This window comes from Mesorhizobium sp. M1322 (genome assembly GCF_040318085.1).
Taxonomy (GTDB): Bacteria; Pseudomonadota; Alphaproteobacteria; order Rhizobiales; family Rhizobiaceae; genus Mesorhizobium.
In genome coordinates this window covers 48,514-60,972 of sequence record NZ_JAMYLP010000017.1, presented here as the reverse complement: position 1 = coordinate 60,972, position 12,459 = coordinate 48,514, and the positions used below count along the sequence as shown (strand labels likewise).

The window sequence follows — 12,459 nt, the reverse complement described above, 5'->3', positions numbered from 1 at the left end:
TCGATCATTGCTTGAGGAACGCGCCCGTGTAGGTCTGGCCGGCAAGTCTAACGGTTCCGGCCAGGGTTCCGTCGGGCCGCATGACAAAGCTGACGTCTGCGCCATTCGGTAGGCGATCAAGCTTCAACGTAGTCCCTACAATTCTGCCGGTGCCGGCCGCCTCTCCCGGATGGTTGTCGCCCAGATTTCCCCACGCATAGGTAACCGTCACCTTCCCATTGGAAGAAATCGTCTGAACAGCAAGCTTGGCGTCATACATCCCATCCAATCGTCCGGCCCATAGACCCGAAAAAACAGTATACTTTCTCGGAACGGCCTTGTCAGGCGGGGTTACCGCCACGGATTGATCGATAATTGCTGAGCCGGAGGGAACAGCGGCAGGATCCGAGGCAGTTTGCGCAGGAATGGTACCAGGTTCTAACGCTGGTTCGAGAGTGGTTTGCGGCGCGTCAGGAGCCGATTGGCACGCCGCTAAGGCAAGCGCGGCGAAGCCAAGCATTGCTTTGCATATTCGGCGTGCCATCTTCTGGTGCCCCGGCCATCTCTAAATCTAGCGCAGGCTAACCTTATCGCGCGTTTTCACGACCTCTGTCTACCCAAGGTAGCTCGTACAACAGCGGCTCGTCGAAGCACTGCAGCGGTCGTGAGTGAGCACCTCCATTCGTCGCCCAACTAGCCGCCCGGGTGATAGAAAATATTTTCAATTCAGCCGTTTATAGCAGAATGTTCGATCTATTTCTAGGTTTTTGGCTTCGACCATAGATGGCTAAGCTGCTATCGATGCAGCCGCTGCCGTTTCAGCCGCGACGCCATCCACCATGACATGACCGATGCCCCGCGAGCAGCGCTCGATCCTCGCCTCGACGCGGTACACATCACGCAAAAGCGCCGGGGTGACGACATCTTCCGGCGTGCCGCAGGCGATCATCCGCCCCTCGGCGATGACGATGCATTTGTCGGCGAAGCGCAGGGCCTGATTGAGGTCGTGAATTGCGATCAGCACAGCGATCCCGTGCTTGCGCGCAAGCCCGCGCATGAAGCTCAGCACCTCGACCTGCCGGTGCAAGTCAAGCGCGGAGGTCGGCTCGTCCATCAGCAGGATTTCAGGTTCGCGGGCAAGCGTCTGGGCAATGCTTACCACCTGCCTTTGTCCGCCGCTCAGTTCGCCGACATTGCGAAAGGCAATATCCGAAATGCTGAGCGCGGCCAGGATGCCGTCTATGAGTGCGAGGTCGCCATCGCCGACCGACCAGGCCGAGCCCTGCTTGCGGGCGAGCAGGATCGATTCATAGACGGTCAGCACCGCGTTGGCTGCCGTATCCTGCGGCATATAGCAGATGCCGTCCGGTCCCTTCGCCGCCCCCTCGAGGCAGACACGCCCCGGGCCCTTCAAAACTCCTGCGATGCGCTTGAACAGCGTCGACTTGCCCGCTGCATTGGGCCCGATAACGGCGACCACCTCGCCACCCCGAAAAATGGGAGTTGAAATGTCTGAAAGGACGAGCCGCGCGCCGTGGAAGGCTCCGAGACCATCGAGCCTGATCGTTACCATGAGCGCCTCACATTCGAGAGGATCAGCGAGATGAAGAAGGGAATGCCGATAAGCGAGGTGACGATGCCGATCGGGAAGATCGTGCCCGGAATGAGCGACTTGCTGGCAACCGAACTCGCCGAAAGGATGAGCGCGCCGGCAAGCGCGGAAGCGGGCAGGAAGAAGCGCTGATCTTCTCCGATCAGCATGCGGGCGATGTGCGGACCGACCAGCCCGATGAAGCCGATCGTGCCGACGAAGGCGACGGGAATGGCGGCGAGCAGGCTCACCATCATCATAGTTTCGAGCCTCAGGCGCGCGACCTTGACCCCAAAGCTCGCGGCCTTGTCTTCGCCTAGCCGCAGCGCCGTCAGCGCCCAGGCGCGGCGCGCGAATATCGGAAGCGTTGCGAGAAGGACGAGGCTGGTGATGATGAGCTTGGGCCAGGTGGCCTTTGTGAGGCTTCCCATGGTCCAGAACACGACCGCGGCGAGCGCCTGCTCTGAGGAAAGATACTGGACGAGCGACAGCAGCGCATTGAAGGTGAATACGAGCGCGATGCCGAGAAGCACGATGGTTTCGACCGTCACGCCGCGCTTGAGGCTCAGCATGTGGATGACGAGCGCGGTCAGCATGGCAACCACGAAGGCGTTGAGCGGCACGATATATTCGATCGCGGCTGGGATGAGCGCGACGCCGAAGGCCAGCCCCAGCGCGGCGCCGAAGCTGGCCGCCGCCGAAATACCGAGCGTGAACGGGCTGGCGAGCGGATTGTTGAGGATGGTCTGCATCTGGGCGCCGGCGACCGACAGTGCTGCGCCGACGACCACGGCCATCAGCGCGATGGGCAGCCGGATTTCCCACAGCACCACGCGCACCTGAAGCGGCACGCTGCCGGGAGAAACGAGGGCGAGCACCACCTGGTCGAGGCTATAGCTTGCGGGTCCGAGCGCAAGATCGACGCAAAGGCTCAGGAGCAGCGCCAGGGCGAGCCCTGCGAGCATGAGCTGCTTGCGCAGAACAAGAGCGCGGTAGAGGCCGCGCCCTTCTTTGGCCGACAGTGCAGCGGGTTCACTGCTCATCGGAAAGCGAGACCCAATGGCCAGGCCTATACGCGACCGGCAGGAACTTCTCGTGCAGTTCCTTGAAGGTGGCCTCGGCGTCGAGATCGGCGAACAGGTCGGGGTGCAGCCATTTGGCCATCTGCTGGATGGCCACGAACTGATAGGGGCTGTTGTAGAACTGGTGCCAAATTGCATGGACCTGCCCGTTCTCCACCGCCTTGATGCCGGTTAGCGCGGGCCGCTCCGTCAGGCCCTTGAGTTTCTTCAGTGCTGCCGCTTCGTCGGCGCCGGGCGCGCCGCCGACCCATTTGCCGCCCGGCACATAGGCCTCCCAGTTGCCGCCTGTGACAATCACCTGGTCAGGATCGCTTGCGATGATCTGTTCGGGATTGAGCGCGCCAAAAGTGCCCGGGATCAGATCCGCCGCGATATTCCGGCCACCGGCCATCTCGACGAACTTGCCGAAATTGTCGTTGCCGAAGCTCATGCAGCAATCGTCGGAATAGCGCCCGGCGCGCTCGACGAAGACGGTCGGGCGCTTGGGATCCTCTTTTGCGATCACCTCGGTGACGCGCGCGATCTGCGCGGCGCGGTAGGCGATGAACTCTTCGGCCCGCTTTTCCTGGCCAAAGAGCTTGCCGATAAGGCGCATGCTCGGCTCGGTGTTGGTGAAGGGATGCTCGCGGAAATCGACATAGACCACCGGGATGCCAACGGCGGCGAGCTTTTCGATATATTGCGCGTCCTCGGTCGCCTGCTTGGACTCGATGTTCATGATCATCACGTCCGGCTGAAGCGCGATGGCCTGCTCGACGTCGAAGGTGCCGTCCTTGAAACCGCCGAAGGTCGGTATCGTGGCCATCGAGGGGAATTTTTCCAGATAGACGGCGTAATTGTCGGGATCGGCCTGAGAGAAATCCTCGCGCCAGCCGACGATTCGCTTGAAGGGGTTGTCGGTATCGAGCGCGGCGATCAGGTAGATCTGCCGGCCTTCGCCAAGTATGACCTTCTCGACCGGCGTCTTCACCTCGACCTTGCGGCCGCTAATGTCGGTGACGGTTTCGGCGCGCGCGCCGTGGGTTAGCGGCATGGAGGCCGCGAGGGCGACCGCGGCCGCGAATATCGACTTCAAAATCATTGGGCTCTCGCAATTCAGTTTACCGGCCCGGCTTTAGAAAACATGAATTGTGTAATCAAGAATTATCTTTTAGAGCAATTCCAATGTACCGCTTTAGGGGAGAGCGTTTCGGGCAATGACGGCTCACGCAAACTATTCGCTGCGCGATGAAATTCGGGACTATTGGTCCGAACGCGCCGAGACGTTCGACCTGCAGGTCGGTCACGAGATTTTTTCCGAGCGGGAGCGCGCTGCCTGGCATGCGCTCATACGCAGGCACCTTGGGCCAGGCGCCGGGCGGGCGGCTCTGGATCTCGCCTGTGGGACAGGCGTGATTTCGCATCTGATGCACGATCTAGGCTTTGTGGTGACAGGCCTCGACTGGTCGGAAGCCATGCTCGCCAAGGCGCGCGCCAAGGCACAAAAACGCGGCGCCGATATCCGCTTCATCGTGAGGGATGCCGAACGGACGCTCGAGGACAAGGCGAGCTACGATGTCATCGTTACCCGTCACCTGGTCTGGACGCTGGTGGATCCGAAGGCGGCCTTTGCCGAATGGTTCTCGCTGCTGAAGCCCGGCGGCAAGCTGCTGGTCATCGACGGCGATTTCGTCAGCCGCAACTGGGCGATGAGTTTGCGGGAACTTTGGGAGAAGTTCACGGCCGGCAAGCCCCAGGTCTCGGACAAGGACGGCGCCTCCATGGCCAGACGCCACCAGAGCATTCTTGCTCGTGTCTATTTCTCAGGCGGCGCACGGGCGGAAGAGATAGGGCGCTTGCTGGCCGAAGCCGGGTTGGAGCAGCCGGTCATCGACTGGAAACTGGGCGCAATTCATCGCGCTCAGGCTCGTCAGATGAGTTGGCCCAAGGCGCTCGAACGCGCCACTCAACATCGCTTCGCGATCTGCGCGACAAAGCCGCAGTAAACGCCTCGGCGTTGCCGGCAATCGGTCGCTCTGTGGGGCACGCGACGGCACGACTGCGAATAGCTGCCGGTCTGCGTCAGCTCAGACGCGCCACCGAGGATTACTTCTCCTGGTTGGCGTGCTGCAAGATCATTTCCGATGCCTTCTCCGCGATCATGATCACTGGAGAGTTGGTGTTGCCGGAAACGATTGTCGGCATAATCGAAGCGTCGACGACGCGCAGGCCAGAAATGCCGTGCACCCGCAACCGGCCGTCGACCACCGCCATCGAGCCTGCGCCCATCTTGCAGGTGCCGACCGGGTGGAAAATCGTAGTGCCGATATCGCCTGCCTTGCGGACGAGATCTTCGTCGCTTTCATAGTGTGCACCGGGCAGCATTTCCTCAGGCGCGAAACGGGCAACGGCGCGCGCCTTCATCAAGCGGCGGACGTGGCGGAGCGATGCTACGGCCACGGTCCTTTCTCCCTCGGTAGACAAATAGTTCGGCCGGATCTTCGGGGCAGTCTGCGGATCGGACGCCTCTATGTGGACGGTGCCGCGGCTTTCCGGTCTGAGGTTGCAGACCGAAACCGTGACCGCGGGGAAGCGATGCAGCGGCTCGCCCAGCCGGTCAGTGCTCAACGGCTGGACATGGTATTCGAGATCGGGCGTCTCCAGGCGTGGGTCGCTTCTGGCGAAGATGCCAAGCTGGCTCGGCGCCATCGACAGCGGTCCGGTGCGACGGATGGCGTATTCGACGCCCATTGCCGCGCGGCTGAACAGATTGTGGTAGCGCTGGTTTAGCGTCGAGGCGTTGGCGACCTTGAAGACTGTGCGGATCTGCAGATGATCCTGCAGGTTCTCGCCGACGCCTTCCAGCGCGCGGCGAACCGGGATTCCTGCTGCGCCAAGCACGGCAGGTCGGCCGACGCCGGAAAGCTCGAGCAGCTTCGGCGAATTGATCGCGCCGGCGGCAAGTATCGTCTCGCCTGCCCGCGCACGATGCAGTTGACCGCCCATGCGGAAAATAACACCAGTGACGCAAGCTCCGTCGAAATCTAGCTTCTCGGTCTCGGCGCCGGTCACGACGCGCAAATTCGGCCGCCGCAGTACGCTGCGTAGGAACGCTTTTGAAGTATTCCAGCGCACGCCCCTCCTCTGGTTGACCTCGAAATAGCCCGATCCTTCGTTGGTCCCGCCGTTGAAATCCTCCGTCCGGGGGATGCCAAGTTCCTCGGCAGCATCGCGGAAGGCGTCCAGGATTGGCCACGACAGGCGCTGGCGCTCGACGCGCCATTCGCCACCGGCGCCGTGAAGGTCGTTCGCGCCACCAAAATGGTCCTCGGACTTGCGGAAATATGGAAGCACGTCATCCCAGCCCCAACCAAGATTTCCGGCTTGCCGCCAGCCATCATAGTCGGCCGCCTGGCCGCGCATGTAGATCATGCCGTTGATCGACGAGCAGCCGCCAAGAAGCTTGCCGCGCGGATAGTTGAGCACACGACCGTTCAGCCCGGCCTCCGGCTCGGTCTTCATCAGCCAATCGGTGCGTGGGTTGCCCATGCAGTAGAGATAGCCGAGGGGAATGTTGACCCAGTGGTAGCGGTCGCTGCCGCCGGCTTCCAGCAGCAGCACGCGCGTGCCTGGATTGGCCGACAGTCTGTTGGCCAGCACGCAGCCGGCTGAACCCGCGCCGACGATGATGAAGTCGTATTGTCCAAAATCGGCAGCGGTCTGTGTCAATTGGACATCCGTTCGCTTGCCATCCTGTCCCATAGCGGACCCATGGCGTGGTTGATCTCGCCATAGAGACGATAGCGCTGCTCATAGGCCGGTGCGGTCGCGCTATTGGGCTGGTAGCAGCGGTCGGGCGCGGTCATCGCGGCCGCGCCTGCAGAGAAGTCGGCAAACAGGCCGACGCCTGCCCCAGCTGCAATTGCAGCTCCCAGCGCACCAGTCTCGCGGCTGCGCGCTACGGTCACCGGCACATCAAGCACATCGGCGAATATCTGAGGCCAGACGGCGCTGCGCGAGCCGCCGCCCGAAAGAACCGCCTGGCTGACCGTCGCTCCCGCTCGACGAAGCGTCTCGACGTGACGCCGATGTTCGAAGACGACGCCCTCGAACAGTGCGCGCAGCAGATGCGCCCGCGTGTGCCAGCCGGCGATGCCGTAGAAACCTGCACGCGCCTTGCCATTCTGCTGCGAACCGTAAAGGAATGGGTGGTAGATCGGCATGTCTCCCGCGGGATCGACGGAAGCAACAAGCTCGCTGCAGATCTCGAATGGTGATGCGCCTGCCGGCGGCGCATGCTCGAAGAACTCACGCACGATCCATTCGAGATTTGCGGCCGATGTGGCGCTCGATTCGATGGCGAGGTAGCGCACCGGATCGAACGTCGACAGCATGAAGATCGACGGATCGCGGATCGGCTCTTCGGTGATAACCTGATTGATGCTCCAGGTGCCGGCAATGATGGAGGCGGCGCCGGTGCTGGTGACGCCCGAACCGATGGCGCTGGCGACGACGTCGAACAGGCCCGCCACCACAGGCGTGCCCGCTCGAAGGCCTGTGGATGCGGCGACATCGTGTGTGATATGGCCGGCGATGTCGGAGGCCTCCAGCACGTTCGGCAGCAGTTCCATGCAATCGGCGAGCCCGTATGGGGCCAGCAACTCACGCTCGTAGCGTCGGCCGGGCAGATGCAAAAGCCCGCAGCCCGACATGTCCGAGGTCTCGGTCGAGCGCGCGCCGGTGAGGCGATTGACGATAAAATCCTTGCACAGGAAGACGGTGCCTATTCGGGCAAAAAGCGCCGGGTCATGACGTTTGAGCCACGCCAGCAGAGTCGGCGTCTGCGCCGCCCAAGGCCGTTGCAGGCAGTGGACATAGGTCTGGTCGCCAACGCCTGCAGCCGCCCATTCGCTGACGATGCCGACGCCGCGCGTGTCGAGCGACTGGATGCCGAGCAGCGGGTCGCCGCCGCGGTCCAGCGCGTAGAGCCCGTTGCCATGGCCGGCGCAGCCGATCACCGCGATGTCGCGGGGATCTATGCCCGACTGATCGAGGCACTGGCGGATGACCTCGACGGCGTTGCGCCACAATTCGCCGAGGTCTCGCTCGACATGGCCGGGCTTTGGCATGCAGGAGCGGCCGTCCCGAGCGGCAAGCGCGAGTTCGCGACCTGCCGTGTCGAAGATGATGGCCTTGATGACGGTGTTGCCCGCGTCAAGGCCCAGAATGTATTGCTGCATTGAAGCTCCCTCCCAAGCCGCCAAAGATTATTCTTGTTGGTAGAGCTCCCAGGCCGCCGCGCCGTCCGCATTCTCATGGATGATCGCCATCAATCCTCTCACGACGGCGCGAGGGTTGGAATGCTGGTATATGTTGCGGCCATAGACCATGCCTGCCGCGCCTTGTGCCATCAGCGCTGCCGACTTGTCGAAGACTGCGCGCAAATCCTCCCTGCCCCCACCGCGCACAAGGACAGGACAGCGCGCCGCCGCCACGACCCGATGGAAGTCGTTCGGATCGGTAGTCGGGTCCGCTTTGATGATGTCGGCGCCCATCTCACTTGCGAGCCGGGTCAGGGTGACGATCTTTTCGGGGTCGCCGTCGACCATGTAGCCTCCGCGCTCCGAGTTGGGCAGCATCGCCAGCGGTTCGATCATCAGCGGCAGGCCGAATCTTTCGCAGTCGGCGCGAACGCGGGCAATATTCTGGACGCATTGCCGGAACAGGTCCGGCTCATCGGGCAGCATGAATAGATTGACGACCACACAGGCCGCGTCCATCTCCAGCGCGCCGATCAGTGGCTCGGCTTCGTTCTGCAGGATGGCCCACATCGAGCGATGGCGGGTTTTGTTATATGGATTGCCCATGTCTATGCGCATGACCAATGCTGGCTTTTCCTTGCCGGGCAAGGACTGCAGCAGATCGGCCTGGCCATAATTCATCTGAATGGCGTTCGGTCCGGCGGCGACCAGCTGGGCGACGACGCCGGCCATATGCTCTAGCCCTTCCAGAAACGACGGCTCGTTGCACACGCCATGGTCGATTGCGACGTCGAGACAGCGCGCTCCGCCGAACAAGCGGTTCATGCGGACTTTCTTGTTGATGCGCATTCGGCGCTCCTTCCTTGGTCTTTTCGGGATAGCTGGTCGAGATCGACGCCGTGCTGGCGTTGCAACAGGGCAAGGAAATCGGTTCGCTCGAATGCCTTTCGCGCGGCGTCCCAGTTCTTTTCGACAGCGAGAATATCGAGAACCGCATCGAGAAGGCCGGAAGAGAGAGCGCCGGTGATGGCGATTGCCGTGCGGCGGAGCAGCAGGTCCTCCAGCTGTTCGACATATTCATTGGCGATGAGATAGCGAATCTCCCGGGCCGAGTACTCGCTGCCGGGCAAGATCTCATCATGTCCGGATGCCAGATAGGCGGCGACTGCATGCGCCCCGGTACCGTAGCGCTCGAAGAGGCTGTGCATGCGGTCAAGCGACAGACCGTACGTCGCCGCGCGTTCTGCACACCATTTTGCCGGAGCGGTGGGAAAATGGCGGCCGCCGCCGATCGGCATGTTCTGGGTGCCGACGACGCGCTGCCGGCACAATCGCTCGAGCACGATATCGGCTGCCAGTTCGCCGAACGAGCGGAAGGTTGTCCATTTTCCGCCGATCATGCAGAGCGTCGGCGGCACTATACCGGCGCCCTCGATGAGCTCGCAGAAATGATCGCGGGGAATGCGCCCGGTAAAACTGTCTTGGCTTATCGGCAGCGGCCTCACCCCGGTGAACTGAAAGACCATGTCGGTATCGGCGATCTCGATCCCGGGAAAGACGAACGACAGCGACTGCAGGATGTATCGCCGCTCGTCGTCCATGCAGCACGCCTGGTCGGGATCGTCGACACGGATATCCGTCGAGCCGACCAGCACGTTGCCGAGATAGGGGAACAGGATGCAGATCCGTCCGTCCTCGTTCTCGTAGTAGATCATGTGGCCGTCGAGCGCGTCATGAAGCTCGCGATTGTCGACGATGAGATGCGAACCTTTGGTGCCGCCCATAAGCTTTGGCGCAACGGCTCCGATCGCCGAATTGGTCAGGTCGATCCAGCCGCCGGTGGCGTTGACGACGAGCCGCGGCTTTACGGCTACCGTTTCGCCAGATAGTCGGTCGTTAAGCACCAGGCTCGCGTCATCGAGCGATACGCGTGCATAGTTGAGCGCTCGGGCGGACGGCTTTTCCTTCATGGTGTCGCGCAACATCTCGGTACCCAGCCGCTCGGGGTGGCTGACCCAGGCATCATAATATGTGGCCGAATTGCGAATAGAAGGATTGATTGCAGGCCAGACCTTGAGTGTTTCAGCGCGGCTCCTGAATTTGTGCGTCGGGACAAGACGCCGTGCGGCGGTGAAGAAGTCATACATCGCCAGGCCGGTCTTGATGATCAATGCGCCGCGCCGACCCGGACGACGGCTTAGCCCAAGGAAGCGGAATGCGCCATTTGCTATGCCTGAGAACAGGTCGAAGATAGGCACCGTGGTTGGCAGTGGCGCAACGTAGTGCGGCGCGTTCTTCAACAGCCGATCGCGTTCGAGCAGAGATTCGCGGACCAGCTTGAACTCGCCGTTTTCAAGGTAGCGCAAGCCGCCATGAACCATGCGGGAAAGGGCTGCGCTGGCGCCGGAACAATAATCGCCCTTTTCCGCCAGCAGCACATCGACGCCCTGCAAAGCGAGTTCGCGAAACACGCTGATGCCGTTAATGCCGCCGCCTATGACGAGCACGTCGACGTCGGGGTTCTCGCGCAAGCCGGCAATCGTCTGGATGCGATTCATCTCAGGATGCGCTTTCGATCACGCGTCTATCGCTACGAGATGCCCGGCCACCGCCGCATCGATGGCCCCCAGTTCCGCCGCGCTCAGTAAAATCTCCCCTGCCCTCGCGTTGTCGAGCGCCTGCGTCGCGTTTCGCGCTCCACACAACGCGAAGGTGATGCCGGGTTGCGCCAGCGTCCAGGCGATGACGATCTGCGCCATGCTTGCCTGATGGATCTCAGCGACCGGGGTCAGGGCATGTTTCAACGCGGCTACCTTGCGCCGGTTGGCCTGAGAGAAGCGCGGATTGTCTTTGCGCTGGTCGTCGCCGCTGAACTCACGCGCCGGATCGATGGCGCCTGAGAGCAGTCCGAGTGCAAGCGACGAGTAACTGAGTGCTGCAACCTGATGCTGGCGCGCGATCGGCAGCAATGTCTGTTCAATCTCGCGATCCAGCATCGAATATCTTTCCTGGATCGCGTCGAGCTGGCCGGCGGCGACATACTGCTGCAGCTCGGCAGCATTGAGATTGCTTGCGCCGATGGCGCGGATCTTGCCAGCGGATTTGAGGCGTTCGAGCGCTTGCATTGTTTCGGCAATCGGGGTCGTCGGGTCCTGCCAATGGGTGATGTAGAGATCGATATAATCGGTGCCGAGCCGCCTCAGGCTCTGCTCTACTTCATAAGCGATGCCATCGGCGCCGAGATATCGGTTCACCGGCGTTCCGTCCTGATCGAAGAAGTGGTTGCCCTTTTTCGCGTGCCAGTTCAGGCCACATTTGCTGGCGATGACGGCGCGATCGCGCCGGCCCTTGATGGCCTTGCCGACGATCTCCTCGCTGCGGCCGAGACCGTAAGCCGGCGCGGTGTCGATCAACGAGACGCCGGCATCGATGGACGCCTGGATCGCAGCAATCGATTCTGCTTCATCGGTGCCACCCCACATCCAGCCGCCGATGGCCCAGGTGCCGAGTCCGACTGCCGACGTGACAACGCCGGACTTGCCGATTGAGCGGGTGATTTGTCGAGAATTCATGCTGCATTTCCTTCGGCGAGCTCGAGGATCTTCAGGCCGGTGGTTTCGTCGGTGACGAGGATATCGAGGTGAGAGCCGCGCATGGCACTGAGGATCGGGACCACCTTGCTTGCGCCGCTTGCGACCCCGATCGACTGCGGAATGGTCGCGAATTCCTGGAGCGTCAGCGAGACCAGTGATTGGTTGAGGCTGTAGTCGGCGAGCTTGCCGTTACGGTCTATGAGATGGGCGAGCAGCTCGCCGGCCGCGCCCGAGCGCTCGATGGCCAGCCGGTCGGCGCTCGATGACGGGTGCAGATCGTAGTAGCTCGAATCGTCAGCCAGGATGGAGCCGATGCCGACGACCGCAAGCGTTGCTTCGCGCGCCTTTTTGAAAACATCCGAAACGGCCCGCACGCCCATCAGCATGTCGCGTTGGGCCGGGCTGTCGGCAAACAGCGGCGCGTGAATTTGATAGGCGCGGCCGCCGAGTTTGTCGGCCATCAGAGACGCGACATGATTGACGTCGGTGTAATGCTTGCCCTGGACCAGGCCGGTCGCGGGAACTACCTCGACGTCGTAGCTGCGGCTCGGCTTGAGGCCGGCGACGACGGCACTCACCCCCTTGCCCCCGGTAATGGAAATCGTGTCGCCGTCCTTGATCGTCTCGAGCACCAGCCTGGCTGCGGCCTCACCGACACGCTGAAGCGCAGTCTGCGGATTGTCCGAAACGGAAGGGACGACGACGGCCCTTTGGAGTCCACCTATCGCGACAAGTCGCGCCTCGATGTCGATCAGTTGCTCGACCGGCGACTTGATCTTGATCTCGACAAGCCCGAGTTGATGACCGCGTTTGATGAGGCGATTGACGGTCGCATGCGAGATGCCGAGCTCCTTGGCGATTTCCGCCTGCGTCTTGGCTTCCATGTAATGAAGCACAAGCGCCTGATACATCTGGCGGACGATCGTGACGTCGTCCCGCGAATTGGGTGGTGACATGATGGATGCTCAACTCTC

The 12,459-nt window shown here is 62.0% G+C and carries 11 protein-coding genes; 1 reads left to right on the top strand and 10 read right to left on the bottom strand.

Annotated features, from left to right (window positions below; translation table 11 throughout):
* Positions 1–4: 4 nt before the first annotated feature.
* From NKH12_RS09320 to NKH12_RS09305, 4 genes are all read right to left on the bottom strand, one after another.
* Positions 5–499, bottom strand: a complete 495-nt coding sequence (locus NKH12_RS09320; RefSeq protein ID WP_352952836.1) for a hypothetical protein — start codon at positions 497–499, stop codon at positions 5–7.
* Positions 500–766: 267 nt separating this feature from the next.
* Positions 767–1,552: an ABC transporter ATP-binding protein gene (locus NKH12_RS09315; protein ID WP_352952835.1), complete on the bottom strand. Its 786-nt coding sequence runs from the start codon at positions 1,550–1,552 to the stop codon at positions 767–769.
* Positions 1,546–2,613, bottom strand: coding sequence for a FecCD family ABC transporter permease (locus NKH12_RS09310; RefSeq protein ID WP_352952834.1), 1,068 nt, complete (start codon positions 2,611–2,613; stop codon positions 1,546–1,548). The genes NKH12_RS09315 and NKH12_RS09310 overlap by 7 nt, the downstream gene beginning before the upstream one ends.
* Positions 2,603–3,733 (bottom strand): ABC transporter substrate-binding protein, encoded by a 1,131-nt coding sequence (locus NKH12_RS09305; protein WP_502910768.1) that lies wholly within the window; start codon positions 3,731–3,733, stop codon positions 2,603–2,605. The genes NKH12_RS09310 and NKH12_RS09305 overlap by 11 nt, the downstream gene beginning before the upstream one ends.
* 115 nt (positions 3,734–3,848) lie before the next feature.
* On the opposite strand from NKH12_RS09305, the gene NKH12_RS09300 reads away from it, so the two are divergent.
* Positions 3,849–4,637, top strand: coding sequence for a class I SAM-dependent methyltransferase (locus NKH12_RS09300; protein WP_352952833.1), 789 nt, complete (start codon positions 3,849–3,851; stop codon positions 4,635–4,637).
* A 100-nt stretch (positions 4,638–4,737) separates the two neighbouring features.
* Here NKH12_RS09300 and NKH12_RS09295 read toward each other — a convergent pair whose 3' ends face one another.
* The 6 genes from NKH12_RS09295 to NKH12_RS09270 are packed head-to-tail and all read right to left on the bottom strand — an operon-like array spanning position 4,738 to position 12,441.
* Positions 4,738–6,360 (bottom strand): GMC family oxidoreductase, encoded by a 1,623-nt coding sequence (locus tag NKH12_RS09295; protein WP_352952832.1) that lies wholly within the window; start codon positions 6,358–6,360, stop codon positions 4,738–4,740.
* On the bottom strand, positions 6,357–7,871 hold the full coding sequence (locus NKH12_RS09290; protein WP_352952831.1) for an FGGY-family carbohydrate kinase: 1,515 nt from the start codon (positions 7,869–7,871) through the stop codon (positions 6,357–6,359). Before NKH12_RS09290 ends, NKH12_RS09295 begins: the two co-directional genes overlap by 4 nt.
* Before the next feature lie 27 nt (positions 7,872–7,898).
* Positions 7,899–8,741, bottom strand: coding sequence for a class I fructose-bisphosphate aldolase (locus NKH12_RS09285; RefSeq protein ID WP_352952830.1), 843 nt, complete (start codon positions 8,739–8,741; stop codon positions 7,899–7,901).
* Entirely contained in the window at positions 8,714–10,450 is a 1,737-nt protein-coding gene (locus tag NKH12_RS09280) for a glycerol-3-phosphate dehydrogenase/oxidase (protein WP_352952829.1), read from the bottom strand. Before NKH12_RS09280 ends, NKH12_RS09285 begins: the two co-directional genes overlap by 28 nt.
* An 18-nt stretch (positions 10,451–10,468) precedes the next feature.
* Complete coding sequence (locus tag NKH12_RS09275; protein ID WP_352952828.1) at positions 10,469–11,464, bottom strand: aldo/keto reductase; 996 nt, start codon at positions 11,462–11,464, stop codon at positions 10,469–10,471.
* The gene (locus NKH12_RS09270) at positions 11,461–12,441 is read right to left on the bottom strand and encodes a sugar-binding transcriptional regulator (protein ID WP_352952827.1); all 981 of its coding nucleotides are present in this window, start codon (positions 12,439–12,441) and stop codon (positions 11,461–11,463) included. Before NKH12_RS09270 ends, NKH12_RS09275 begins: the two co-directional genes overlap by 4 nt.
* Positions 12,442–12,459 lie beyond the last annotated feature (18 nt).

What these genes read in the sequence shown, in the direction of transcription:
- NKH12_RS09320 (WP_352952836.1), bottom strand. Translation starts at nt 499, where the DNA reads ATGCTTGGCTTCGCCGCGCTTGCCTTAGCGGCGTGCCAATCGGCTCCT.
- NKH12_RS09310 (WP_352952834.1), bottom strand. Translation starts at nt 2,613, where the DNA reads ATGAGCAGTGAACCCGCTGCACTGTCGGCCAAAGAAGGGCGCGGCCTC.
- NKH12_RS09300 (WP_352952833.1), top strand. Translation starts at nt 3,849, where the DNA reads ATGACGGCTCACGCAAACTATTCGCTGCGCGATGAAATTCGGGACTAT.
- NKH12_RS09285 (WP_352952830.1), bottom strand. Translation starts at nt 8,741, where the DNA reads ATGCGCATCAACAAGAAAGTCCGCATGAACCGCTTGTTCGGCGGAGCG.
- NKH12_RS09315 (WP_352952835.1), bottom strand. Translation starts at nt 1,552, where the DNA reads ATGGTAACGATCAGGCTCGATGGTCTCGGAGCCTTCCACGGCGCGCGG.
- NKH12_RS09305 (WP_502910768.1), bottom strand. Translation starts at nt 3,733, where the DNA reads ATGATTTTGAAGTCGATATTCGCGGCCGCGGTCGCCCTCGCGGCCTCC.
- NKH12_RS09290 (WP_352952831.1), bottom strand. Translation starts at nt 7,871, where the DNA reads ATGCAGCAATACATTCTGGGCCTTGACGCGGGCAACACCGTCATCAAG.
- NKH12_RS09275 (WP_352952828.1), bottom strand. Translation starts at nt 11,464, where the DNA reads ATGAATTCTCGACAAATCACCCGCTCAATCGGCAAGTCCGGCGTTGTC.
- NKH12_RS09270 (WP_352952827.1), bottom strand. Translation starts at nt 12,441, where the DNA reads ATGTCACCACCCAATTCGCGGGACGACGTCACGATCGTCCGCCAGATG.
- NKH12_RS09280 (WP_352952829.1), bottom strand. Translation starts at nt 10,450, where the DNA reads ATGAATCGCATCCAGACGATTGCCGGCTTGCGCGAGAACCCCGACGTC.